The 25660-nt window shown below is 62.7% G+C and carries 25 protein-coding genes; 16 read left to right on the forward strand and 9 right to left on the reverse strand.

The genetic code is table 11. The annotated features are described in order from the left end of the window. Positions 1-2: 2 nt before the first annotated feature. On the reverse strand, positions 3-464 hold the full coding sequence (locus tag WDS16_RS11240) for a hypothetical protein (protein WP_338892741.1): 462 nt from the start codon (positions 462-464) through the stop codon (positions 3-5). 7 nt (positions 465-471) lie between these two features. Continuing rightward, entirely contained in the window at positions 472-1230 is a 759-nt protein-coding gene (gene dapB, locus WDS16_RS11245; RefSeq protein WP_338892742.1) for a 4-hydroxy-tetrahydrodipicolinate reductase, read from the reverse strand. 184 nt (positions 1231-1414) lie between these two features. On the opposite strand from dapB, the gene WDS16_RS11250 reads away from it, so the two are divergent. The 3 genes from WDS16_RS11250 to WDS16_RS11260 are packed head-to-tail and all read left to right on the forward strand — an operon-like array spanning position 1415 to position 3416. Then, the gene (locus WDS16_RS11250) at positions 1415-2269 is read left to right on the forward strand and encodes a TIGR04222 domain-containing membrane protein (protein WP_338892743.1); all 855 of its coding nucleotides are present in this window, start codon (positions 1415-1417) and stop codon (positions 2267-2269) included. After that, complete coding sequence (locus tag WDS16_RS11255) at positions 2266-3093, forward strand: DUF692 domain-containing protein (protein ID WP_338892744.1); 828 nt, start codon at positions 2266-2268, stop codon at positions 3091-3093. The genes WDS16_RS11250 and WDS16_RS11255 overlap by 4 nt, the downstream gene beginning before the upstream one ends. Then, complete coding sequence (locus WDS16_RS11260; RefSeq protein WP_338892745.1) at positions 3090-3416, forward strand: hypothetical protein; 327 nt, start codon at positions 3090-3092, stop codon at positions 3414-3416. The genes WDS16_RS11255 and WDS16_RS11260 overlap by 4 nt, the downstream gene beginning before the upstream one ends. On the opposite strand, the gene WDS16_RS11265 is transcribed toward WDS16_RS11260, so the two are convergent. The 6 genes from WDS16_RS11265 to WDS16_RS11290 are packed head-to-tail and all read right to left on the reverse strand — an operon-like array spanning position 3406 to position 13730. Then, a complete protein-coding gene (locus WDS16_RS11265) occupies positions 3406-4509 on the reverse strand; it encodes an alcohol dehydrogenase catalytic domain-containing protein (RefSeq protein ID WP_338892746.1) in 1104 nt (367 codons plus the stop codon). The genes WDS16_RS11260 and WDS16_RS11265 overlap by 11 nt on opposite strands. 24 nt (positions 4510-4533) lie before the next feature. Then, complete coding sequence (locus WDS16_RS11270) at positions 4534-7200, reverse strand: MGH1-like glycoside hydrolase domain-containing protein (RefSeq protein WP_338892747.1); 2667 nt, start codon at positions 7198-7200, stop codon at positions 4534-4536. A 24-nt stretch (positions 7201-7224) separates the two neighbouring features. Next, complete coding sequence (locus WDS16_RS11275) at positions 7225-9108, reverse strand: putative nucleotidyltransferase substrate binding domain-containing protein (protein ID WP_338892748.1); 1884 nt, start codon at positions 9106-9108, stop codon at positions 7225-7227. Continuing rightward, on the reverse strand, positions 9092-10645 hold the full coding sequence (locus WDS16_RS11280) for a GMC family oxidoreductase (RefSeq protein WP_338892749.1): 1554 nt from the start codon (positions 10643-10645) through the stop codon (positions 9092-9094). Before WDS16_RS11280 ends, WDS16_RS11275 begins: the two co-directional genes overlap by 17 nt. Beyond that, entirely contained in the window at positions 10642-12162 is a 1521-nt protein-coding gene (locus WDS16_RS11285; RefSeq protein WP_338892750.1) for an APC family permease, read from the reverse strand. Before WDS16_RS11285 ends, WDS16_RS11280 begins: the two co-directional genes overlap by 4 nt. 38 nt (positions 12163-12200) lie before the next feature. Beyond that, entirely contained in the window at positions 12201-13730 is a 1530-nt protein-coding gene (locus tag WDS16_RS11290) for an aldehyde dehydrogenase family protein (RefSeq protein ID WP_422395777.1), read from the reverse strand. 90 nt (positions 13731-13820) lie between these two features. Here WDS16_RS11290 and WDS16_RS11295 point away from each other — a divergent pair, with 90 nt between their 5' ends. Continuing rightward, positions 13821-14363: a dihydrofolate reductase family protein gene (locus WDS16_RS11295; RefSeq protein WP_338892751.1), complete on the forward strand. Its 543-nt coding sequence runs from the start codon at positions 13821-13823 to the stop codon at positions 14361-14363. 2 nt (positions 14364-14365) lie between these two features. Here the strand turns inward: WDS16_RS11295 and WDS16_RS11300 are convergent, their stop codons facing one another. After that, complete coding sequence (locus WDS16_RS11300; protein WP_068375691.1) at positions 14366-14545, reverse strand: hypothetical protein; 180 nt, start codon at positions 14543-14545, stop codon at positions 14366-14368. 303 nt (positions 14546-14848) lie between these two features. On the opposite strand from WDS16_RS11300, the gene WDS16_RS11305 reads away from it, so the two are divergent. The 12 genes from WDS16_RS11305 to nuoK all read left to right on the forward strand — a co-directional run bounded on the left by WDS16_RS11305 (position 14849) and on the right by nuoK (position 25660). Beyond that, a complete protein-coding gene (locus WDS16_RS11305; protein ID WP_338892752.1) occupies positions 14849-15256 on the forward strand; it encodes a hypothetical protein in 408 nt (135 codons plus the stop codon). 210 nt (positions 15257-15466) lie between these two features. Continuing rightward, positions 15467-15826 carry an NADH-quinone oxidoreductase subunit A gene (locus WDS16_RS11310; protein ID WP_338892753.1) on the forward strand — a complete coding sequence of 120 codons (360 nt, stop codon included), beginning with the start codon at positions 15467-15469 and terminating at the stop codon, positions 15824-15826. Positions 15827-15883: 57 nt separating this feature from the next. Next, a complete protein-coding gene (locus tag WDS16_RS11315; RefSeq protein WP_068375664.1) occupies positions 15884-16438 on the forward strand; it encodes a NuoB/complex I 20 kDa subunit family protein in 555 nt (184 codons plus the stop codon). Between the two features lie 17 nt (positions 16439-16455). After that, positions 16456-17088 (forward strand): NADH-quinone oxidoreductase subunit C, encoded by a 633-nt coding sequence (locus tag WDS16_RS11320; RefSeq protein WP_338893348.1) that lies wholly within the window; start codon positions 16456-16458, stop codon positions 17086-17088. Then, on the forward strand, positions 17088-18404 hold the full coding sequence (gene nuoD / locus WDS16_RS11325) for an NADH dehydrogenase (quinone) subunit D (RefSeq protein WP_338892754.1): 1317 nt from the start codon (positions 17088-17090) through the stop codon (positions 18402-18404). Before WDS16_RS11320 ends, nuoD begins: the two co-directional genes overlap by 1 nt. Continuing rightward, a complete protein-coding gene (gene nuoE / locus WDS16_RS11330) occupies positions 18401-19228 on the forward strand; it encodes an NADH-quinone oxidoreductase subunit NuoE (RefSeq protein WP_338892755.1) in 828 nt (275 codons plus the stop codon). The genes nuoD and nuoE overlap by 4 nt, the downstream gene beginning before the upstream one ends. 18 nt (positions 19229-19246) lie before the next feature. Continuing rightward, positions 19247-20560: an NADH-quinone oxidoreductase subunit NuoF gene (gene nuoF, locus WDS16_RS11335; RefSeq protein ID WP_338892756.1), complete on the forward strand. Its 1314-nt coding sequence runs from the start codon at positions 19247-19249 to the stop codon at positions 20558-20560. Beyond that, the gene (locus tag WDS16_RS11340) at positions 20557-22908 is read left to right on the forward strand and encodes an NADH-quinone oxidoreductase subunit G (protein ID WP_338892757.1); all 2352 of its coding nucleotides are present in this window, start codon (positions 20557-20559) and stop codon (positions 22906-22908) included. Before nuoF ends, WDS16_RS11340 begins: the two co-directional genes overlap by 4 nt. Beyond that, positions 22905-24152 carry an NADH-quinone oxidoreductase subunit NuoH gene (gene nuoH, locus WDS16_RS11345; protein WP_338892758.1) on the forward strand — a complete coding sequence of 416 codons (1248 nt, stop codon included), beginning with the start codon at positions 22905-22907 and terminating at the stop codon, positions 24150-24152. The genes WDS16_RS11340 and nuoH overlap by 4 nt, the downstream gene beginning before the upstream one ends. Then, the gene (gene nuoI, locus WDS16_RS11350) at positions 24145-24648 is read left to right on the forward strand and encodes an NADH-quinone oxidoreductase subunit NuoI (RefSeq protein ID WP_338892759.1); all 504 of its coding nucleotides are present in this window, start codon (positions 24145-24147) and stop codon (positions 24646-24648) included. Before nuoH ends, nuoI begins: the two co-directional genes overlap by 8 nt. After that, on the forward strand, positions 24645-25364 hold the full coding sequence (locus WDS16_RS11355; RefSeq protein WP_338892760.1) for an NADH-quinone oxidoreductase subunit J: 720 nt from the start codon (positions 24645-24647) through the stop codon (positions 25362-25364). Before nuoI ends, WDS16_RS11355 begins: the two co-directional genes overlap by 4 nt. After that, the gene (gene nuoK, locus WDS16_RS11360; protein WP_068375643.1) at positions 25361-25660 is read left to right on the forward strand and encodes an NADH-quinone oxidoreductase subunit NuoK; all 300 of its coding nucleotides are present in this window, start codon (positions 25361-25363) and stop codon (positions 25658-25660) included. Before WDS16_RS11355 ends, nuoK begins: the two co-directional genes overlap by 4 nt.

The raw sequence follows: 25660 nt of genomic DNA on the forward strand, positions 1-25660 counted from the left end.
CGTCAGGCGGCGTCCTCGCGTTCGAGTGCGACCGCTCGCTTCATCGTTTCGCGGGCACGACCGCGGTCTCCCGCGTAGTCGTACGCCCTCGCCAGGCGGTAGGAGTTGCGCCAGTTGTCCGGGTCCTTCTCCCACTCGGCCTTGACCTGCTGAAACATCTCGTCCGCTGCATCGCGTGAAATTCTCCCCGACGGCATACGTGGCAACTCGGACACGTCCAGCTCGAGATGCTCCTCACTGATCCGTTGCGCGAGATGTTGGTGCTCGAACCCGGCCTTCAGCGTGGCACCGACAATCCAGACGCCGATGATCGGAAGGAGAATGACACCGATCCCGAGTCCGATGTTCACCGCGCCACCGGTCTGGATCAGCGAGACTCCGCGGGTCCCGAGAAGATAGAAGTAGAACCCGAGAATCAGCACCATCACGCCGATGACGAGCAGAACCTTCGTTGCTTTGTTCATGGCCGGGTTACAGGTCGAGGAACGGATCGAGTCCGACGGTCAGACCGGGTCGCGCGGCGATTTCGCGTACCCCGAGGAGAACTCCCGGCGCGAACGACGTCCGGTCGAGCGAGTCGTGACGAATCGTCAGCGTCTCTCCCAGCGTGCCCAGGAGGACCTCCTGATGTGCGACGAGTCCGGCGAGGCGGATCGAGTGCACGCGCACTCCGTCGACCTCGGCACCGCGAGCTCCGTCGAATTCGGCCGTCGTGGCATCGGGCGACGGACCTACGCCTGCCTTTTCACGAGCCTTGGCAATGAGTTGCGCCGTGCGGTACGCGGTACCCGAAGGCGCGTCCGCCTTGTTCGGATGATGCAGCTCGATGACCTCGACCGAATCGAAGAACCGTGCGGCCTGCTCGGCGAACCGCATACTCAGAACCGCACCGATGGCGAAGTTGGGCGCGATGAGAACGCCGGTGTCCGGGGTCGCTGCCAGCCAGGACCGGACAGTGTCGAGTCGTTGCTCGTCGAAACCCGTGGTTCCGACGACGGCGTGAATTCCGTGCCCGACCAAAAATTCGAGGTTGTCCATCACGACGTCGGGATGGGTGAAATCGACTACCACCTGAGTCTCCGCGTCGACGAAAGACGACATGGGATCGCCTTGGTCGACGGTGGCGACGAGGTCCAGATCCGTGGCCGCGTCGACGGCAGCACAGATGGCCTGACCCACCTTGCCGCGGGCACCCAGGACGCCGACTCGGATAGGTGCTGCTGAACTCACTTCGCTGCTCCGCTCTGACAACTTCTCGACACTTCGTGCACCTCGAAGCCTACTGACCTACCCGGAAAGCGCGGTACGCCGGTAACGGATAGGTGACGATGAATCTCCTCATCTCGCTTTTTCGCCAATCACCCTGATACTGACATCAGTTGGCAGACAACCTTGTTGGGGAGGAGGCGTGGGGATGACCGACACCTGGGGAATTCCGTCGGACGTGTTCTGGAAGCTCTACGTCGTCACCGGGCTCGCTCTCGTGGTCGTGGCGGTCGCGTACCGCATCTTGTTCAGCCCGAATCCCTCACCTACGGTATCCGCAGAGCGCCTGACGCCGCCCGAGTTGGGGATGCTGGCAGGCGGGCCGGGCCGGGCGATCGCGGCGTCACTGGCGATCCTCCGCACCGCCGGCATCATCACGGCGAGCGGTGACGTTGTGCGGACGCTTCCGTACAGCGATTCCACGTTCGACCCGTTCACCCGGGCCGTGCACAAGAAACTCGCGCTGGCCACCGCGTCCGGGCAGCGAAGGACTTTCGCACGCCACTTGGCATCGGAGACAGCCGCGCTGCGGCAGTCGTTGGTCCACGGCGGGTTATGTGCACCGCCATCGTGGTCGCGAAGTCTGACTATCAACATCGTCCCGCTCATCGTCCTTGCAAATATCGGAATCGCTCGAATCGTTTTCGGGATCGCGTTGGGCAAGCCGGTCTTGTTCCTGGTATTGGCAGTCCTCGGCGTCCTGATCGCCGCGACCGTACTGCATTACTCCGACGGTCGTACGAGCGCTGGACGAGCAGCGGTCCGGACACTGTCCGGAACTCACGACTACCTGGCGCCGAGCGCCCGACCTGCATTCGCCGCATACGGACCACGCATGGCCGGCGTTTCCACCGCCTTGTTTGCCGGATCCGCACTGCTGTTGATCGATCCGGGGTTGGCGAGCGCGGCGGGATTGAGCAGCGACGGAGGCAGCGGCGGCGATGGAGGCAGCGGCGGCTGCGGAGGCGGCGGAGGCGGCTGCGGAGGGGGGTGCGGCGGATGACTGCACTGAGCGGACTTGGAATCGGCTGGCGACCCGAGATCGCAGGTATCATCGCCCAGTTGGATGGTCTTGGCTTCTGTGAGGTAATCGCAGAATCCGTCGGAACCGTCGCACCGACGGCGCTGACCGAGCTGGACCTGCCGATTGTTCCGCACGGTGTCTCGCTGTCGTTGGGCAGCGACGAGACAGTGGACGGCCGGCGGGTCGAGAATCTCGCACGGGTTGCGACGCTCCTCGATGCCCCTCTCGTCAGCGAGCACATCGCCTTCGTGAGAGCAGGCAGCATCGAGGCCGGGCATCTGCTCCCCGTACCGCGCACGTACGAGGCCTTGGACGCACTGGCCCGAAACATTGCGATCACCGGAGACGGTCTACCCGTGCCATTGGCAATGGAAAATATTGCCGCCCTGTTCGATTGGCCGGACGACGAGCTGACCGAGGGAGAATTCCTTGCCGAGCTGATCGACCGCACCGGCGTTGCGTTGGTTCTCGACATCGCCAACGTCTATGCCAATGCCCTCAATCGCGGGAGGGATCCGTGGACCGAGCTGCAGCGATTGCCGTTGGATCGAATCGCATACTGTCACATCGCCGGTGGGAGCATTCGCGACGGTGTCTATCACGACACCCACACCGATCCGGTGCCGAGCGAGGTCGTGGAGTTGCTCCGCGAACTGACACACTCGGGGCGTCGACCTGCCGTCATGCTCGAGCGTGACGGCCACTACCCACCTGCGGCCGAACTCCTGGCCGAGCTGGATGCGATCGCCGACGCCGCGTGCATGGAACCCGTTGCGACCAGCACAGAATGGGTACGGTCGTGAGCGATCTCGGGAGCCGTCAGAGCGAACTCGTTCGTGCCCTCGTTGCGGGTGGTCCGTTGCCGATCGGCTTCGATTCCGACGCACTGTCCGTCGCGTCCACTGCCCTGGTAAGAAAGCGTGCCGGAGCGGTTGCCCGCCATCTCCCGATCGAAGCGTCGATGCTGGGTGATCGGTTCGGTTCACTGTTCGTCACTTGGGAAAGAAGTCACCCACGCAGCAACTCGGCACAGGAAGCTCGAGAATTCCTCGACTACCTGTACTCGATCGACGCCCTCCCTCGACCCGCGCGCCGGTGGTGGAGGTTCATCGCGCTCAGAAGGTAATTATCTGACGGATCGCATTGCCGTCCGCCAGTTCGTCCATCCCACGATTGATGTCGTCGAGTCCTATGCGCGAACTGATCAGCTTCTCCACCGGAAGCCTTCCCTCACGCCACATCTGGGCGTACTTCGGGATATCCCGTGCCGGTACCGCGGAACCGAGGTAACTCCCGATGATGGTACGCGCTTCCGCGACGAGGCCGAGCGGCGAAATCGACGACCTGGCGTCCGGCGACGGGAGTCCGACGGTGATAGTCGTTCCACCGGGTGCGGTCGCGGCCACGGCCGCTTCGAACGCTCGCGCATTTCCGGCAGCTTCGATGACGATGTCCGCCCTGATTCCCAGCTCTTCACGCTCGGCCGGCGAATAGGTTTGGCTCGCACCGAGTTCCCGAGCAGTGGCGAGTTTGTCCGCGACGCCGTCGACGCCGATGACTTCCCCTGCCCCGACGGACACTGCCGTCAAAACGGACGCCATCCCGACGCCGCCGAGACCGATCACCATGATCGACTGCCCAGGCCTGGGCCGGCCCGCGTTGAGTACGGCTCCCCCACCGGTGAGAACCGCGCAGCCGAGCACAGCAGCAACGTCGGCTGGAATGTCGTCGTCGACTGCCACGACGGACTTGCGACTGACCACCGCGTGAGTCGCAAATCCGGAGACCCCGAGATGATGCTTGACCTCGGTACCATCGCGGACCAGCCTGGCACCGCCGTCGAGCAGCGTTCCCGCATTGTTGGCGGCACTGCCGGGAATGCACGGCATCTGACCGTCCGTCCGGCATCCCGCGCAGTCACCGCAGCGCGGTAGGAAGGTCATCACCACCCGTGTTCCGATCGGCAGGTCGTCGACGCCGTCGCCAACGGACTCGACGCGCCCGGCAGCTTCGTGACCGAGCAACATCGGCACCGGCCGGACCCTGTTTCCGTCGACGACGGACAGGTCCGAATGGCACAGTCCTGCGGCCTCGATACGGACGAGGACTTCGCCGACTCCTGGCGGTGCGAGCTCCAGCTCGGAGATCGAGATGGGCTGTGATTCGGCGAAGGGCCGTGATCGTCCGATTTCCTCGAGTACTGCGCCGCGGATCTTCATGAGCCCCACTCTAGGTGAGCCGCCTCACAGCGGTAGCCGCGGCCGGAGCAGGTGCGCAACCAGTCCTGTCCATCCCGTCTGGTGGGAAGCGCCGAGGCCTTCACCGGTGTCACCGTCGAAGTACTCGTTGAAGGTCGGGTGCATGCTCCACAGTGGATCGTCACTGGATTCGATCCGGTCACCATCGGCAGGCCGTTTACCGTTCACCGGACGAAACAGCGAAGCCAGACCGTTGTCGATGAGGTCGGCGGCATCGGTCAACGTGCAGTGGTTGCCGGAGCCGGTCGGGATCTCGATCGTGAACGACGTGCCGTAGTGGCGACCGTATGCACGCAGTTTGTCGGCGAGCAGAACGTTGACCGGGAACCAGATCGGGCCGCGCCAGTTCGAGTTTCCGCCGAACATCCCGGTCCGGGATTCCCCCGGCTCGTACTCGATCGAGAGGCTACGCCCATCGATGTCGTAGGTCACCCCGTCCCGGTACGAAGCGGACAACGAACGAATTCCGTACTGTGACAAGAACTCTTCGGAATCGAACATTCGCGACAGAACTCGCTTCAGCCGCTCGGGTTCGACCAGCGACAGCAACACCCTCACTTCGCTGCCGTCCTTACGCGCCAGCAACGGACTGATCATCTCGGGCCGACGACGTTGGAGCCATCGCAATCGTGCTGTCAGATCGGGGCATTCGTCCTCGACCCACGACGGAATCTCGGTCGCCCCGAGGATCGGCAGCAATCCAACCATCGAACGCACCCGAAGCGGTACCGCGTCCCCTTCCGGAGGCACGAGCACGTCGTAGAAGAAACCGTCCTCCTCGTGCCACAGCGAAATATGTTGCGAACCGAACGACTTCACCGCCTTGGCGATCGACAGGAAGTGGGCGAAGAACTTGGTTGCGACGTCGTCCCACGCGCTGTCGTGCCGGGCAAGTTCCAGCGAGATCTTGAACATCTGCTGGCAGTAGAACGCCATCCAGCTCGTTGCATCGGACTGCTCCAACCGGAAACCAGGGGGCAGCGGCGCGGATCTGTTGAACAGTCCGATGTTGTCCATTCCCAGGAATCCGCCCTCGAAAATATTCGAACCCTCGGAGTCCTTTCGATTGACCCACCACGCAAAATTGAGCAGCAGTTTCGTGAACACGCGGACCAAGAAGTCGCGGTCACGATAGCCGTCGATGCGGTAGACGTGCCACGCCGCCCACGCGTGCACCGGCGGGTTGACGTCGCCGAACTCCCATTCGTACGCGGGCAGTTGACCGTTGGGGTGCATGGACCATTCGCGGCACATGAGCACGAGCTGCTCCTTGGCGAAGTCCGGATCGACGTGTGCCAGCGGAATCGTGTGGAATGCCAGGTCCCATGCGGCGAACCAGGGATACTCCCACTCGTCGGGCATCGAGATCACGTCTGCAAGCGCCAAGTGCCGCCAATGCGTGTTGCGTCCACCTTTGGCTCGGCGAGACTCGGGTGCAGGCTCGCCTACTCGATCGCCGTCGAGCCATTGATCGACGTCGTACCGGTAGAGCTGCTTGGTCCACAGCAGACCGGCATAGGCTCGCCGAGCGACGTGACGATCCTGCTCGTCCAGATCAGCGCCGATTATCTTTCCGTAGAACTCGTCGGCCTCGGTACGGCGATCGGCGACGACGGCGTCGAAACCACGGCCGAAAGTCTGCTCGTCAGGAGCGTTGGTGGACAGGCGAAGTTTGACTTCGACCGTAGCTCCGGGAGCGATATCGTCGAAGCCGAACCAGAATGCCGACTTGGTTCCGGTCTTGTCTGGATTGACGGCGCTCTCGTCCCCATTTACGACGCGATGTCCGATTCCGTCCTTGCTGAACGGCGTGCGGTTCTCCTGGCCCCACAGCTCGGCGGCGTTGGTCTCGTTGTCGCAGAACAGAACTTCGGGGTGCCCCTCCGCACTGAGGTAGTACCTTCCCAAGAACCCGTGCTCGGCCTCGACAGCGCGTATGCCGCCGGCCTGAAGGTCCGGTGGCACGACCTCCTTCAGGATTCCCGCCCGGTCGTCGCGTCCCCACGCCCACGTGTTGCGCAACCACAGGTGCGGCAGCAGGTCCACCGACTCGGCCTCGGGACCGTGGTTGGTGATCGAGATGACGATGCAGATGTCGTCGGGCGAGGCCTTGGCGTACGTCACCTGCACGTCGAAGAATCGGTTCTCCGCGAGAATCCCGGTATCGGCGAGTTCGTACTCGCGTTCGTCACGCCCGCGTTGGGCGTTCTCGTCACGAAGCTGCTGGTAAGGGTACTCCGCGTGCGGGTAGCGATAGAGCCACTGCATCCAGCTGTGGGTGGGAGTGCCGTCGACGACCCACCAGTACTCCTTGGCGTCCTCACCGTGATTGCCCTCACCGTTGGTGAGCCCGAAGAGCCGCTCCTTCAGGATCGGATCCTTGCGATTCCACAGCGCGAACGCAAAATTGAGGAAACCGAAACGATCGCTGATTCCACCCAATCCGTCTTCTCCCCAGCGGTACGCGCGCGCGTGCGATTGATCGAATGGAAAAGACTGCCAGGCATCGCCGTCCGCTGAATAGTCCTCACGCACAGTGCCCCATTGACGACCGGCGAGATACGGCCCCCACTGCCGCCACGGGCCGCTGACTCCCGGCGATTCGGCAAGGCGCGAATGTTCAACGGTGGAGGGACTGTCGTCGTCGGTCACGGGCACCAGTCTGCTATCTCCGGGTCACGGACGCACGCCGACGTTGCTGGCCAGGTATCCAACGCGTCGCTGCACTGCCGCGATCTCACGAACGCCATCACCGAGCAGACTTCGTTCGATGGCCGAAAGCTCCGCCATCACGAGAACATCCCCGGGCGGCACACCCGCTTCGACCTGATCGATCTGATGCCCGAGCCGTAGTCGCTGCAGGAGATCGAACACCTCGGTCAGAATCTTAACGTCACGATCGGCCAGTAACCCGTTGCCCGACGCAGCCGCCAACCGGGCAGGAGTCGACGCGGAGGCAAGTCCGACGGACAACCCGCCCCACCTGGCGAGGTTGACGATGGGTGTGATCGCGTGTGATTTGAGGTCGAACGTGCCTCCGCGTCGCGCCAACACGTCGCGCAGTGACCGAAGTCGCGCGCGGCCGGCGAGCGCATCACGAAGTTGAAGCCGGAGCGCCTCGGGATGATCCTCGGCGAGTGTCCGGTACACCTGCGGCACCGTGTGCAGCTCCCGGTTCCCCCAGACGACTCGCCCGTCGACGAGCAGCGAGGACATGATCAGGCCGGAGTCCCCGGCAGGGTTCGCACGATCGCCGAACGGATTGCTGAGCCAGTGTTGTGCCGCGGTACGCCATTGGCTGGCCGATCGAGCGAACCTCGGAGAACTGGCGAGCGCACCGTTGGAATCGGCGGGTAGACCACACGCAGTCAGAATGCGATGCACGCCCGACGCCAGATCCATCAGGGCTGTATCCCTCGTCCGTTCACCGCCGAGTGGGTCAGGAAGGAGATCGGACCAGGACAGCGCACTGTCGACGTCGGACGACGGCATCGCCTCGCGCCGCGCGACGCTTCCTAGCGTCAACCATGCCATCTCGGTGCGCGGAACAGAAGGATTCGCGCTCCACTCGAGCTCGAGAGCGCGACGTACGACGCTGTCGATGACGACGGACAGGATGGCGCTGACCGCGGTGGCTTCGGTTCCGCCGCGGAACAGGTCTACTGCGAGACCTGGGATTCTGCGCGCGGCCAGCGCGAGTTCGTCCGAGTCGGACGCAAGCGCAACCGACCGCCTCAGCACGAAGCTGCGGCGGGTCGATGCCGCATGCAGTTCACTGTCCTCGACGACCCCGAGTACTTCACCTCGAGTCGACAGCACCGGCATGTGCCGCATTCCTCGGTCGAGCATGTCCACGAGAACCGTTGCAGCCAGGCGATCTGCGGTGACAGTCTCGGCAGGTGCAGTCATGACTACCCGGATCGGGGTGTCGACGCTGATCCCCGCAGCGACCACTCGAATCCGCAGATCGCGATCGGTGAATATTCCGTGCGAGCCGTCCGGTAGCGGTATGACCACGCACGAGCTCCCGCTGTCGGTCATCCGCTGGACGGCGTCACGCACCCCCATTTCAGGATCCACGAGAACCGGCGGACCCGACAGGAGTTCGCCGACGGTACGTTTCGTACTCCGATCCGTCGGTCCGCCGACCTGAGCGTTGGCGGTCGAGACTGCGTCGGCGAGAAATTTCAGACCCGCAGGGTTGGAGAACAGCGGACGCATCAGAGCGCCCGGCAACTGGATCAGGGAGCTCGGTTCGGTCGTTCGAGCCACGAATCCGAATGCTGCTCCGGACAGCATTGCCGAGAAACCGAAGACACCGCCGACGTCGATCGCATCGATCGGCACTGCCGTCAGGGCTGAGTCCTCGGGGTGAAGAATCACCACCCGACCGCTGCACACCACCCACACCGAATCCACATCGCGCATATCGACGTCGAGAATCGTTGCTCCGGTGGAGAACTCGAATCGGACAGCATTGCTTGCCAGTTCCGCCAGTTCACCCGGCGTCGCGGACTGGAACGGCGGAAACCGACGGAGGAATTCAGCTGTGTCGTCCACGAACGAGATCTGCGCACTTCTCCGCCATCGTCATGACGGTGATATTGGGGTTGACCGGAGGTAGCTTCGGCATCGCGGATGCGTCGACGACGCGCAGATTGCGAACGCCCTTGACTCTCAGGCCTGGATCGAGAACTGCCAGAGAATCACTGAGGGAACCCATTCGGGCAGTGCCGGCAGGATGGTAGACCGTGTTGTGGGTCTTGTGCACGTAGTCGAGGAGGTCGTCGTCGGTCACTGCTTCGGGGCCAGGCGCCAGTTCTCTGTCGATCCACGAAGCCAACGGGTCCTCGGCCGCAATTGTCCGCGCCAACTTCAGCCCCGCGAGCATGACCGCGTCATCGTGGCCTTCCGTATCGGTGAAGTAGCGGGGATCGACCCGTGCGCGGTCACGAAAGTCGCGGCTGCGCAGTCGAACCGTTCCACGCGAGCGGCCCTGAGTGACATTCGGCGTCAGGCAGAATCCGTTGTCGGTTGTCGGATAGCCCCAACGAAGGGTGTTCATGTCGAACGGCACGCTACCGTAGTGCATCATCACATCTGGATAGTTCAGGTCCGGAGTCGTCCTCGCGAACACACCGATCTCCCACCACTGCGACGACGTCGTCACCATCGGACGCGATGCGTCCCAGAACACCAGGCCCTCGACGTGATCGTCGAGGTTCTCCCCCACTCCGGGAGAGTCGACTCGGACCGTGATGCCCATGGCCTGCAACTGAGCCGCCGGGCCGATCCCGGACAGCATCAGCAACTTAGGAGTGTCGATCGCACCGGCTGTGACGATCACTTCACGACGTGCGGACACCGTATCGTACCCCGTGAGATCCGGTCGCTGGTACTTCACGCCCGTTGCAGTGAGTACGTCGTCGATCAGAATTTCACTGATCCAGCAGTGGGTCCGAACTTCGAGGTTGGGCCGCGAGTCCAGGATGGGGTGCAGGTACGCGTGCGAGGTGGACATTCGCTTGCCGTCCTCGCCGGCGTTGATCTGGAACCACCCCGCACCATCGAGCACGGTGCTACCCCGATTGAACTGAACGGTCGGCAGACCTACCCGCGCAGCGGACTCCAGAACCGCTGCGCCGCAGGGATCCTCGGGCGGAACGTCCCTCAGACGAACCGGACCGTCGTGGCCACGTCCAGTGTCGTTGTTCTCCACGCGTGCAACCAGCGGAAGAACGTCCTTCGAACCCCACCCGGTTGCTCCCGCTGCTTCCCAGTCGTCGAGGGTTTCGGCCGGTGGATGGAACGCGATACAGGAATTGTGCGACGAGCATCCGCCCAGGACTTTTGCGCGGGCATGCCGCATGAAGCTGTTTCCGCGCTCCTGCGGCTCGACCGGATAGTCCCAGTCGTAGCCGGAGTCGAGTAGATGCATCCATTCGGATAGTTCGAGGACGGCGTCGTCGCCGACGTCGGACGGACCGGCTTCGACGAGACAGACCGTGACGGAGGGGTCCTCGCTCAATCTCGCAGCGAGGACGCACCCGGCCGTTCCGCCGCCCGCTATGACGTAGTCGAACGCTGTGTCGCTCAAGTACGGCTCCTGTCGTCGCCGGTGGATGCGTGTGAAACCAACGTACCGATGTGGTGGCGCCCTTTGATCCCGTACCAGGCCAGACCGAGCAGAAGAATTGCACCGATGTAGACGAACGCGCCGAAGGTGTTGTACCAGGGGCTGCCGTAGACCTCCACACGTGGCCACGCCAGATTCAGAGCCATTGCCGAACCCCACACGACGGCGACGATGTTGACCAGCATTCCCCACCTGCCCATGGTGAAGTAGCCACCCGGCTTCAGATCCTTCGGTGGCCATTCACCTTTGAGCCGCTTGACGAGCAGTGGTCCGGTCACCATCAGGTAGGCGAGGTAGATCATGATGATTGCGATCGAGGTGAGCACCGTGAAGATCTGAGGTTGCCCGACGTTGACTACGAGGATCGCGATCGCGAGCACGCCGATCGTGATCGCCGGAACCACCGGAGTTTGAGTCTTGGGGTTGACCCTCGCCAGACTCTCGCCGAACGGGAGTGCATTGTCGCGTGCCATCGCGAATGTCAGCCGGATGGCAGCAGTATGGACCGCCAGCGAGCAGACGATCACCGCGATGACGATGCAGATCAGAAATATCGTGCCGAGTGGGCCCCACATGACCGCCTCGACGATGGACTGCAGACTGCCCTCGGGTGTACCGAGGGACGGATCGCCGAGATCGGGCGCAGCCATGACCGCGAACACCAGGATGGCACCACCGATCACGAAAGACGCCAAGATGGCCCGCAGAATTGCTTTGGGCGCGGTCCGTCGCGGTTCCACGGTCTCCTCGCCGAGTGACGACGCTGTGTCGAAGCCGTACATAACGTACCCGGACGCGAGCGAGGCCACCAGAAATGCCGAGAGAAAGCCTCCGCTTTCGCCCGCACCGTATCCGTTGGTGGAGAAGAAGACTTCGGGACCTCGGGTGATGTTCGCGGCCAGAATCAGGGCGATCAGCACTGCGGCAATGAGTTCGATGAACACGCCTGCGCTGTTGATCATTGCCATCAATTTGACACCGAGAGCGTTGATGGTCGTGGTGATAGCGATCATGATCGCGCCCAACAAGACGGCGTTGGTCGCGAAATCGTTGTCACCGCTGCCGTCGCCGACGATCTGAAATCCGCTCCAGATTCGAGGGAGGTTCAGTTGCAGCGCGAGCACGACCGCCGACAGCGTGACGATCGAGGCGGTCAACATCAGCCATCCGGCAGACCATCCCACGATCCGTCGCCCGAGCAGCTTTGCCCAGTTGTACACCGACCCGGCGACCGGATACTTCGCCGCCAGCTCCATGAAACACAGTGCGACACAGAGTTGACCGAGGAACACCATCGGCCATGACCAGAGATAGGCCGGCCCTGCGGTACCGAAACCGAAGTAGAACAGCTGGAAGGTACCGGTGAGAATCGAGATGTAGCTGACGCCGGCGGCGAAGCTCGCGAACTTCCCCAAGCTTCGGTCGAGCGATTCCTTGTAGCCGAAATCGTCCATACCGCTGTCGGAATTCAGTGTCATTGCCCGTACTGCCTTTCGTCTGGCAGAAATCGAGGAACCTATCGATTGTGGAACCATCCCGCCGCCGCCGGCGAAGTGTTGTACCAAATATGCTTTGCTTCTTGATATTCGGACAATCCGGACGGACCTAACTCCCGACCGTTACCCGAACGCTTGAATCCACCCCACTCCGCACCGGCTGTGTAGATGCCGAAATCGTTGAGCCACACCGTTCCGTGACGCAGTCCGCGCACAAGCCGCTCGCCTCGCGCGCTGTCCGAAGTTCGGACACCTGCAGCGAGACCGTAGTTCGTGTCGTTTCCGAGTCGCAGGGCTTCCTCCTCGGTTCTGAAACGTTCAACAGTGAGTATGGGGCCGAACGTCTCCTCTTGCACGATTTTCATGGAGCGGTCGCATTTGTCGAAGATCGTCGGCAGGAAGAAGCTTCCATCGGCGAGGCGAGGATCCTCCGGCCTCGTGCCACCTACTACAAGCTCGGCGCCTTCTTCGATGCCGAGGGCGACGAATCCTTCGATCTTGGTGCGCTGCGCGTGCGACACGAGCGGTCCGGTTTCGCTGGAGTCGTCCAGTCCCGATCCCATCTTTATTCCGCGTGCACGCTCGGCGATCGCCTCGACGAACCGGTCGGCAATCGACTCTTCGACGATGAGGCGAGTTCCTGCCGAACACACCTGGCCGGAGTGCAGGAACACACCGGTGAGCACGTGGTCGACCGAATTGTCGAAGTCCGTGGGATCTGCGACGGCATCGGCGAAGACGATGTGCGGATTCTTCCCGCCGAGTTCGACGGCCACCTTCGTGACGTTGGCGGCAGCTGCGGCAAGGATCGTTCGTCCGGTCGCCAATCCGCCGGTGAAGGAAATGAAATCGACCTCCGGGTTCGCAGTCAGCGCTTCGCCGAGCACCGCGCCGCTCCCCTGCACGAGGCTCAGGACCCCGGGGGGCACACCGGCTTCCTCGGCGAGCTTGGCAAACGCGATGGTGCTCAGCGGGGTGACCTCGCTGGGCTTGAGAACCATGGTGCAACCAGCCGCGAGGGCGGGCGCGATCTTCCACGAGATCTGCAGCAGCGGATAGTTCCACGGGGCGATCATCACGCAGACACCGATGGGTTCGTACACGACGCGACTGATGATCTCGGGACGTCCGACATCGACCAGTCGGTCTACGTGCACCGCGGCCAGCTCGGCGTAGTAGCGGAATACGGATGTGACATCGTCGATGTCGATTCGACTCTCGGCCAGTGTTTTTCCGGTGTCGAGGGTCTCGATTCGCGCGAGCTGCTCTTTGTCGCGCTGCAGAAGGTCTGCGATCTTCGACAGCAGTGCAGTTCGGTCCGATACGGGCGTCGAAGCCCACGCACCCTCGTCGAACGTTCTCCTCGCGGTCGCGACAGCTCGTCGGGCATCGTCCGGGGTCGCTTCGTCCACAACGACCACCACCCGCCCAGTGGCCGGGTCTATGACCTCACGGGTGCCCCCATCGGAAGCTCCGCCCCATTCTCCGTCGATCAGCAGCGATGGCCGCAGGTTTCCTGGTTCGATTGCTGTGCTGCCGGAGGTGGACACGTGGCACTCCTACTCGCTGCTGACCGGAAGATTTCGTGATCAACCGTAAGCCCGCGATGAGTTTTCCGAATGTCACGGGTCGAATTGGGCATGAGAAAAGTGACAGCTGGGCTCTTTCATTCCGTCGACGGAGTGGTCGAAGCTCCGAACGAGTGGCAGTTCGATAGTTTCGACCCCGAGATGAGCGAGGAACTCGGCGCCATGATGGCCCGTGTGGACGCGGTCGTACTCGGTCGCGTCGGCTACCAGGACTGGTCGCAGTATTGGCCGAGTGCGAACGACGACGGGTTCGGCCCATTCATCAACGGGGTCTCCAAACATGTAGCTTCCACGACGCTGACGGGCGCTTTGGAGTGGGAGAACGCGTCGCTTATCCCCGGCGACGTCCATCAGTTCATCGCCGCGATGAAGGACACCGAGGGCGGCGAGATCGCGGTGTGTGCAGGAATCTCGATTGTTCGAAGCCTATTCTTCGCCGGGCTCCTCGACTCGCTGACATTGATGACCCACCCGGTGATCGTGGGATCCGGCCGACGACTGTTCGAGCCGCAGGATCCACTGACAAGGCTGGAGCTGCAGGCATCGCGGGTCACCAGCGCGGGGAACGCGATAGTGACCTACGGAATCAAGTGAGGTCAGGAGCACGCAGCGAGAAGTCTGGCAACATCGACGTCATCCAGTCCCACGGGCGGATTGTTCATCATGATTTCGCGAAGCCGCCCCACGAACGCCGGACGACTGACACCGAAGTCGGTGAGCACATCCTCGCCCGGTCCGCTGCCGCGCGGAAACTGGACTGCCGGGTGATCTCGCATGGTTTCCTCCGAGTGCCGTCGATAGTCGGACTCCGGTGCAGTCCCCAGTCGGGGGTCGAGGACTGCACCGGAGTTGAAGGCTAAATCAATTGTACGGCCCGATTCGTTACACATCGACTACGGATGGAACGCGCGGTACCGCTCGAGCTGGACATCATCGCGGCCGTCCGGCACTTCACACCGGCCCGTCCCAGCGTCGACGCGCAAACCGGGACTCTCCGGACCCCGGGCGCCCTGCGATACACGGGGTTCCGTTGGTCGAAACAACTGCCGCGCCAAAAATTCGGACGTAGCATCGCATGCGTGACCGCCTCGCTGCGCATCCTCGTCTACGCCAGCAACTCCAACACGCGTACCGCGGTGACGACTGCGATCGGCACACAACCCGACTCCAGACTGCCTGCATTCGAGTACCTCGAGGTCGCAAGCGAGCCCATGGTGGTGCACTATCTCGATGCAGGCGGAATCGACCTCGCGATCCTCGACGGCGAGGCCACACCAGCAGGAGGGATGGGCGTCGCGAAGCAGTTGAAGGACGAAATCGAGCACTGCCCTCCTCTTGTCGTACTCACCGGCAGGCCCGACGACCGATGGCTCGCCGATTGGTCCGGGGCGGAGGCTGCCGTGTCGCACCCCATCGATCCATTCGTCCTCACCCGCGCCGTCACCGACCTGCTGTCGAACCGATCGAATTCCATCGGTCGCAAGTGATTCCACCGTTCGACCGGCGCAGTGCCCCACGCTCGGTGCAAGATCAACTTTATTGCCGACACGCCAACCTCGCAGGCCGAAAACCGAGACAAGTCGGGGCATCACACCGGTAGGCTGTGTTTCAGCTCACATTTTTCTCTCGGCTAAGGACCTCTTGGCCGACGGAGCTCCCCAGATGCTCACGAGGCAGGTACGGAGAGGCTGAACAGGTTGAACGAGTACATCCCCGTTTTCGTCCTCGGCGCTGTCGCAGTCGCCTTCGCCCTCGTATCCGTCGTCATCGCAGCAGTCATCGGCCCCAAGCGCTACAACCGTGCAAAGCTCGATGCCTACGAGTGCGGCATCGAACCTACGGCACAACCCATGGGCGCCGGGCGATACCCGGTGAAGTTCTACCTCACCGCGATGCTGTTCATCATTTTCGACATCGAGATCGTATTTCTCTATCCCTGGGCGGTGCACTTCGATGCGCTCGGGGTCTTCGGACTACTCGCCATGATGATGTTCATCGTCAGTGCCGCGGTTGCCTACGCCTACGAGTGGCGACGCGGCGGACTGAGCTGGGACTAGATCCCGCCGCTACCGACGCCGCATGCAACGAGCCGCATACAACGAGAAGGGTCTGACATGGGTCTCGAGGAGAAGTTGCCGAGCGGCTTTCTGCTGAGCACAGTGGAAGGTCTTGCCGGCTATGTCCGCAAGGGCTCGCTGTGGCCTGCCACCTTCGGACTGGCGTGCTGTGCCATCGAGATGATGGCTACCAGCTCCGGCAGGTTCGACATCGCGCGGTTCGGAATGGAGGCCTTCCGGGCGTCACCCAGGCAGGCCGACCTGATGATCGTCGCAGGACGAGTCAGCCAAAAGATGGCACCGGTTCTCCGTCAGATATACGACCAGATGGCGGAGCCGAAATGGGTTCTGGCGATGGGGGTATGCGCTTCGTCCGGCGGTATGTTCAACAACTACGCCATCGTTCAAGGCGTAGACCACGTGGTGCCAGTCGATATCTACTTGCCGGGTTGTCCGCCTCGCCCCGAGATGCTTCTCGACGCAATTCTGAAGCTGCACGAGAAGATTCAGGAGATGCCCCTAGGCGCCGATCGCGAGAAGGTCGCTCGCGCCGCCGAAGAGGCTGCGTTGCAATCGAGGCCGACGATCGAGCTGAAAGGTTTGCTGCGGTGACTGTCGATCGACGCGGGATGTTCGGCGTCCGTGGTTCCGGCGACACATCGGGTTACGGTCGATTGGTCGTCCCAGTTCTTGCCCAGGGCACTTCGGACCGGCCGTACGGGAGCTATTTCGACTCCATCGCAGACGAACTCACAAGAACACTCGCAGCGGCCGACACAGCATTCGACGATGCAATCGAATCCGCCGTCGTGTTCCGCGGCGAAATGACGTTGCACGTGCGGCGGGAACATCTACTACAGGTCGCGACACATCTCCGGAACGAACCCGCACTTCGGTTCGAGATGTGTCTCGGCGTCAACGGTGTCCACTACCCGCAGAACACAGGTCGCGAACTGCATGCGTCGTATCCGCTTCTGTCGATCACGCACAACCGGCGAGTGCGGCTGGAAGTATCGGTCCCCGAGTCCGATCCGCACATTCCCAGCCTCGTCGGCATCTACCCGACCAACGACTGGCACGAACGTGAGACCTACGACTTTTTCGGCATCCAGTTCGACGGCCATCCGTCGCTGACACGCATCCAGATGCCGGACGATTGGATCGGTCATCCCCAGCGCAAGGACTATCCACTGGGTGGAATCCCTGTCGAATACAAGGGCGCCAGCATTCCTCCACCAGATCAACGGCGGGAGTACAACTGATGACCGACACAGCGGGCCACGAAAAGTCGTTCACGGTATCCGGGCAGGATTGGGAGGACATCGTGACGGCCGCAGCCGAATCGTCTGCGGCGTCGTCCGAGGAGCGAATCGTCGTCAACATGGGGCCCCAGCACCCCTCGACACACGGCGTGCTCCGCCTCATCCTCGAGATCGAAGCCGAGACCGTCACCGAGGCCAGATGTGGAATCGGATACTTGCACACTGGCATCGAGAAGAATCTCGAATTCCGTAACTGGACCCAGGGCGTCACGTTCGTCACGCGGATGGACTACCTGTCGCCGTTCTTCAACGAAACCGCGTACTGCCTGGGTGTAGAGAAGCTCCTCGACATCACGGACGATATTCCGGAACGTGCGAGCGTCGTACGCGTATTGCTGATGGAACTCAACCGCATCTCCTCGCACCTCGTCGCACTGGCTACCGGCGGCATGGAACTGGGAGCAGTGACTGCGATGCTCTTCGGGTTCCGCGAGCGCGAACTGATACTCGACGTGTTCGAAACGATCACCGGTTTGCGTATGAATCACGCCTACATCCGTCCGGGCGGGTTGGCTCAGGATTTACCCGACGGCGCTGTCGAGAAGATCCGTGAGCTTCTGACGACCCTTCCAGGCAGACTTCGCGACATGTCGAATCTGTTGGACGACAATCGAATCTGGAAGGCGCGCACCAAGGGAATCGGCTACCTCGACCTGACCGGATGCATGGCGCTCGGTATCACCGGACCGATGCTCCGATCCACTGGTCTTCCGCACGACCTTCGCGTGTCTGAACCCTACTGTGGCTACGAGAACTACGAATTCGACGTTTGCACCGACACCGGTTGCGACGCATATGGGCGCTACGTCATCCGCGTCGCGGAGATGAAGGAATCACTGAAGATCGTCGAACAGTGCCTCGACAGGCTCCGTCCGGGGCCAGTGATGGTCGACGACAAGAAGATTGCGTGGCCCGCCGATCTCTCGGTTGGTCCCGACGGCATGGGGAATTCGAAGGAGCATGTCCGCGACATCATGGACACCTCGATGGAGTCGCTCATCCACCACTTCAAACTGGTGACCGAGGGGTTCCGAGTGCCGGCGGGGCAGGTCTACATCGCAGTGGAATCTCCGCGTGGGGAGCTTGGGGTCCACATGGTCAGCGACGGCGGTACACGACCTTTTCGGGTGCATTACCGAGACCCGTCGTTCACCAATCTCCAAGCCGTGGCGGCCACGTGCGAAGGTGGAATGGTCGCCGACGTCATTGCCGCAGTCGCCAGTATCGACCCCGTCATGGGCGGAGTCGATCGATGAGCGAGAAGGTCTATCTTCGACTCGGTACCCGTCCTGCCCCGTACCCGGACAGCGTCCGCGCGCGACTCGAGAAGGACGCCGCCGAGATCATCGCGCGCTACTCCCCGCCCGATGCACCCGACCCGCAGATGGCGCGCTCCGCCCTCCTGCCGCTGCTTCATCTCGTCCAATCCGAGGACGGGTACGTCTCCCCGACAGGAATCGAGTTCTGTGCGCGGATACTGGGTCTGACCGGGGCCGAGGTCACCGCAGTGTCCACGTTCTACTCCATGTACCGACGTGAACCGACCCAGGACTATCTGGTCGGGGTGTGCACCAATACGTTGTGCGCGATCATGGGCGGAGACGCCATTCTCGAATCGCTGCGCGAACATCTCGGGCCGTCCGACGACACGGTGACGCTGACGCACATCGAATGCAATGCGGCGTGCGATTACGCACCCGTAGTGATGGTCAACTGGGAGTTCTTCGACAACCAGACCCCGGAATCTGCTCGGAACCTGATCGATTCGCTGCGCTCGGACGACGAGGTCGTTCCCACCCGCGGCGCGTCCCTGTGCACCTTCAGAGAGACCGAACGTATTCTCGCTGGCTTCCCCGACGACCGTCTCGGCGCCGTCCAAGCCGGTGGAACTGCGGGGGCACCGACTCTCGCAGGACTCCGCGTCGCACGTCGAGCGGGAATGTCGGCGCCCGCGGAATCGGAACCCAGGGACAGCGGCGAGGCTCCCATCGGGTCGGAAGCGGCCAATGCGGCGGCATTCACGAAGGACAAGCCAGCACCCGCACCCGGGGAATCGGTTCCGCCGGAGAAGGGACACTGACGTGGAAGGGACACTGACGTGCCATTGACTCCGGTGTTGAGCAGCTATTGGGACGATCCCGAATCGTGGACCCTCGAAACATACGAACGTCACGGGGGTTACGAGGGACTACGGCGCGCCTTCGACATGCCCAAGGACGATGTCATCGCGCTCGTGAAAGACGCTGGGCTCCGCGGTCGCGGCGGAGCAGGCTTCCCGACCGGCATGAAGTGGAGCTTCATCCCACAGGTTGGTGACAAGAAAGGCGGGGACAAGCCGCACTACCTGGTGGTCAATGCCGACGAGTCCGAGCCGGGAACCTGCAAGGACATGCCGCTCCTGCTCGCCACCCCCCAGGTACTTCTCGAAGGAATCATCATCGCCGCGTACGCGATTCGAGCGCATCGCGCGTACATCTATGTCCGCGGGGAAGTTGTTCCGGTACTGCGCCGCATACAGGCTGCCGTCGCCGACGCATATGCCGCGGGCTACCTCGGCACGGACATCATGGGTAGCGGGTTCGATCTCGACGTCGTCGTCCATGCAGGTGCGGGCGCCTACATCTGCGGCGAGGAAACAGCTCTACTGGACTCACTCGAAGGCCGCCGAGGACAACCACGTCTACGGCCTCCGTTTCCAGCCGTCGCTGGGCTCTACGCCTGTCCGACGGTGGTCAACAATGTCGAGTCCATAGCGAGTGTTCCGGCAATACTGCGCAACGGAGTCGATTGGTTCCGCTCGATGGGTAGCGAGAAGTCGCCCGGTTTCACGCTGTACTCGTTGTCCGGGCACGTCACAACACCCGGTCAGTACGAGGCGCCGCTCGGCATCACGCTGAGAGAACTGCTGGAGTACGCGGGCGGTGTCCGGGCAGGTCATTCCCTCAAGTTCTGGACTCCAGGTGGCTCGTCGACCCCGATCTTCACCGAGGAACACCTCGATGTGCCGCTCGACTACGAGGGCGTCGCCGCGGCAGGGTCGATGCTTGGAACCAAGGCACTTCAGATATTCGACGACACCACCTGCGTCGTCCGAGCGGTGCGCAGATGGACAGAGTTCTACGCACACGAGTCCTGTGGCAAGTGCACGCCGTGCCGCGAAGGCACCTACTGGCTCGTCCAGATCTACGAGCGGCTCGAAACAGGCCGCGGCACCGAAGCGGATCTCGACACCCTCCTCGACATCGCCGACAGCATTCTCGGTAAGTCGTTCTGTGCACTGGGCGACGGCGCCGTCAGTCCGATCACGTCGTCGCTGAAGTACTTTCGCGACGAATACCTCGAACACATCGGCGCGCCGTGCCCGTTCGATCCACACCGCGCCACACTGATGGCGGGAGAGCTGACCTCATGAGTGTCGAAGCCCAGACGGTGACCGTCAGTATCGACGGCAACGAGCTCCAGGTCCCGCCCGGGACGCTGGTGATCAGAGCCGCCGAACTGAGCGGTGTCCAGATTCCCCGTTTCTGCGATCATCCCCTTCTCGATCCGGTCGGCGCGTGCAGGCAGTGCCTGGTCGAAGTAGAGGGTCAGCGCAAGCCATTGGCGTCGTGTACGACGACGGTGACCGACGGCATGGTGATTCACACCCAGGTCAGTTCCCCGGTCGCCGCCAAAGCACAGGACGGCGTCATGGAGCTTCTGCTGATCAATCATCCGTTGGACTGTCCGGTATGCGACAAGGGCGGTGAATGCCCCCTGCAGAACCAGGCGATGTCATCGGGGCGATCGGATACACGCTTCACCGACGTCAAGCGCACGTACCCGAAGCCTGTTCCGCTGTCTTCGGAGGTTCTCCTCGATCGTGAACGCTGCGTGCTGTGCGCCCGGTGCACACGCTTCTCGCAACAGATCGCCGGGGACCCGTTCATCGAGTTGATCGAACGTGGCGCTTTGCAGCAGGTGGGAATCTACGAAAACGAGCCCTTCGAATCGTACTTCTCCGGAAACACCGTCCAGATATGCCCGGTCGGCGCACTGACGGGCGCGGCGTATCGATTCCGCGCCCGTCCGTACGACCTCGTCTCGACGCCGAGCGCCTGCGAGCACTGCGCGAGTGGGTGCGCCCAACGCACCGATCACCGTCGCGGAAAAGTACTGCGCAGGCTGGCCGGAGACGACCCAGCGGTCAACGAGGAGTGGAACTGTGACAAGGGACGCTGGGCGTTCGCGTACATCACCGAACGCGACCGACTCGATACCCCCCTCGTCCGGACTGAGGATGGATCGCTCGAGCCGGCGTCCTGGTCCGAGGCAATAGCTTTCGCTGCCGACGGCCTGAAGGCTGCGGGATCTGACGTCGGCGTCCTGGTCGGTGGGCGCTCGACGCTGGAAGACGCATATGCATACTCCAAGTTCGCACGAGTTGCGCTGAACAGCAACAACATCGACTTTCGAGCTCGGGCACACAGCGCAGAGGAGGCAGAGTTTCTTGCCTCGTGCGTAGCCGGTCGCAACATGGACGTCACCTACAACAGCCTGGAACACGCTCCGACGGTGGTTCTGGTCGGCTTCGAGCCCGAAGAAGAGTCTCCGATCGTCTTCCTGAGACTCCGCAAGGCCGTCCGTACGAGGGGCCAGAAGGTCCTTGCCATCGCCCCGTGGGCATCTCCCGGCGTCACCAAACTCGGTGCCGCACTGCTTCGGTGTGTTCCGACCGGCGAAGCCGCGGTCCTCGACGAGCTGACGGACCTCGAACCGGGCACAGTAATCCTCGTCGGCGAACGCCTTGCCGAGACGCCGGGCGGATACTCTGCAGTCGCGCGATCGGCAGCGAAGTTCGGTGCGCAAGTCGCGTGGATTCCTCGCCGAGCCGGCGACCGCGGCGCGCTCGACGTAGGAGCACTGCCGAACCTGCTGCCAGGTGGGCGACCGGTCTCGGACCCCGACGCGCGGGCCGAACTCGAGAATCACTGGCACATCGACTCCCTCCCTGTTGCCGATGGTCTCGGCACGTCGGAGATTCTCGAGGCCGCACGGTCAGGGTCCGCGCTCATCATCGGCGGCGTCGAACTCGCCGATCTTCCCGATCCTGCTGGAGCGGCCGCTGCAATCGACAGCGCATCGTTCGTCGTCAGCCTCGAATTGCGGCACAGCGGAATCACCGATCGCGCGGACGTCGTGTTTCCCGTCGCACCGGTGACGGAGAAGGCGGGGACGTTCGTCGACTGGGAGGGACGTCCACGATCCTTCGATTCGGCGGTGCACGGTACGCGCTCGTTGCCAGACGGTCGCGTGCTTCATGCGCTCGCCGCCGACATGGGTCGCCCCATCGGACTTCCCGACGTGACGTCGGCACAGGACGAGATCGCCTCACTCCCGACCTGGAGCGGCGCCGGAACTACGGTCCCGACATGGCCGTCCGAGCAGGTCCCGACACCTGCAGCAGGTGAAGCACGGCTCGCGACCTGGCGGATGCTGCTCGATTCCGGGCGTATGCAGGACGGTGAACCGCACCTCGCAGGTACGGCGCGCACTCCGGTTGTCCGGCTTTCCGACGCGACCGCCCTCGAGATCGGCGTGTCGGACGGCGACTGGGTAACGGTGACGTCGGACAGAGGCTCGATAACGTTGCCGTTGACGATCACCGATCTTCCCGACCGCGTGGTGTGGTTACCGCTTCGATCGCCCGGCTCCGAAGTGAACGCCGCACTCGGCGTCGGCAACGGCGGAGTAGTCCGTATCACAGGAGTGGAGTCGTGATTCCCGGCTTCGGCACCGATCCATGGTGGCTCGTCGTCGGCAAAGCGGTCGCGATCTTCGTCTTTCTCATCTTGACACCACTTGTCGCGATTCTTGCCGAGCGCAAAGTGATGGCTCGGATGCAGATGCGCGTCGGCCCCAATCGAGTCGGTCCGGCCGGGATCCTGCAGAGCCTCGCCGACGGCGTGAAGCTGGCTCTGAAAGAGGGCATCGTCCCCAAGGGAGTCGACAAACCGATCTATCTTCTTGCACCAGTGATCGCAGCAGTTCCCGCGTTCATGGCATTCGCGGTGATTCCCTTCGGTCCCGAGGTGTCGATCTTCGGCCAGCGAACTCCACTGCAGCTGACCGACTTTCCCGTCGGTGTGCTGTATATCCTGGCGGTCACCTCGGTCGGGGTGTACGGAATCGTGCTGGCAGGATGGGCGTCGGGCTCGACCTACCCGCTACTGGGTGGCCTCCGCTCCACCGCGCAGGTGATCTCGTACGAAATCGCGATGGGACTCTCGTTCGTTGCGGTGTTCCTGCATGCGGGGACCATGTCCACGTCGGGAATCGTTGCTGCACAGTCGAGTACCTGGTACATCTTCCTTCTGTTCCCGTCGTTCTTGATCTATCTGACCTCGATGGTCGGCGAAACCAACCGCGCACCTTTCGACCTCCCCGAGGCCGAGGGCGAATTGGTCGGAGGCTTCCACACCGAGTATTCGTCGCTGAATTTCGCGATGTTCATGCTCGCGGAATACGTCAACATGGTGACGGTGTCGGCGCTGGCTACGACGCTGTTCCTCGGCGGTTGGCACGCACCGTTCCCGATCAGCCTGTGGGAGGGCGCCAATGCCGGGTGGTGGCCGGTCCTGTGGTTCACGCTCAAGGTGTGGGTCTTCTTGTTCGTGTTCATCTGGTTGCGGGCGACACTCCCCCGTCTGCGCTACGACCAGTTCATGAACCTGGGATGGAAGGTGCTCATCCCGGTATCCCTGGTGTGGATCGTTCTCGTCGCCACTGTGCGTGCCTTCCGCATCGAGGGATACGGTTCGCTCGCCGTGGCGCTGGTAGTGGTCAGCGCACTCGTCGCACTGCTGGTTGGGGCCCTCGCATGGCGTCGACTTCACCGTGAACGCGACCCGGACGGCCCGCCGACCGAGCGCCAACCCTTCGATCCGATGGCGGGCGGGTTCCCAGTCCCGCCGCTTCCTGGCCAAACCGCACCGAAACCCGAGAAGGAGCGCAGCGATGCCTGAATTTCTAGGCCCAGTAGCAGGTTTCGGGGTCACGTTCGCGACGATGTTCAAGAAGCCGGTCACCGAGAACTACCCGGAAGAGAAGACGCCGACGGCCGCGCGGTATCACGGGCGACACCAGCTCAATCGATACGCCGACGGCCTGGAGAAGTGCATCGGCTGCGAACTGTGCGCCTGGGCATGCCCTGCCGATGCCATCTACGTCGAGGGCGCAGACAACACCGAGGAGGAGCGCTACTCCCCAGGTGAGCGATACGGCCAGGTCTATCAGATCAACTACCTCCGGTGCATCGGCTGTGGATTGTGCATCGAGGCGTGCCCGACACGCGCACTGACGATGACCAACGAATACGAACTCGCCGACGACAACCGCGCCGACCTCATCTACGAGAAGGACCGGTTACTCGCTCCGCTCGAACCCGGCATGGAACCCGCGCCACACGACATGGCCGAGAATGCAACGGCCGCGGACTACTACCGAGGAACGGTCCAGTGACCACCTCGACGGCCGAGGCAGTCCAGTTCTGGCTACTCGGCGGGCTTGCCGTGATCGGGGCCGTCGCAATGGTCTGCGCGACGAAGGCTGTCTACTCGGCACTGTTCCTCGCGGTCACCATGATCATCCTCGCGGTCTTCTACATTGCGCAGGGTGCCGTTTTCCTCGGCGTCGTGCAGGTCGTGGTCTATACGGGTGCAGTCATGATGCTGTTCTTGTTCGTGCTGATGCTCGTCGGTGTCGATTCCGCGGATTCGCTCACGGAGACCCTGAAAGGCCAGCGGTCCGCAGCTATTGCCGCCGGGATCGGATTCGGTCTAGTCGTCATCGGAGCAATCGGCAACGCATCGGTCCAGTCCGGCCGACCGGAGTTCGTCGGTCTCGACGAGGCGAACGCAGGCGGAAACGTCGAAGGCCTAGCCGAACTCATCTTCATCAAGTACTTGTGGGCGTTCGAGCTCACCGGCGCACTGCTCATCATCGCGACAGTCGGGGCAATGGTTCTGGCCCACCGTGAACGGTTCGAGGAACGACAGGGCCAGCGTGAGTTGTCGATACAACGCTTCAAGGACGGCACTCACGTCACCCCGATGCCGAGTCCCGGCGTGTACGCACGCCACAACGCCGTCGATTGGCCTGCACGCCTGCCCGACGGGTCACCGTCGGAACTGTCGGTGAATCCGATGCACCGAGGACATCGGGACGGTGAGATGTGAATCCGGAGAACTATCTCTATCTGTCGGTACTTCTGTTCTCGATCGGCGCGGCCGGGGTTCTACTTCGCCGCAACGCCATCGTTGTGTTCATGTGCATCGAGCTGATGCTCAACGCGGCGAACCTCGCATTCGTGACGTTCGCCCGCATGCACGGAAACCTGGAAGGACAAGTGTTCGCGTTCTTCACGATGGTGGTTGCGGCAGCCGAAGTCGTTGTTGGCCTTGCCATCATCATGACCATCTTCCGTACTCGCCGTTCGGCTTCCGTCGACGACGCCAACCTGCTGAAGAACTGA

Source organism: Rhodococcus sovatensis (assembly GCF_037327425.1).
GTDB classification, from domain to species: Bacteria; Actinomycetota; Actinomycetes; order Mycobacteriales; family Mycobacteriaceae; genus Rhodococcoides; species Rhodococcoides sovatense.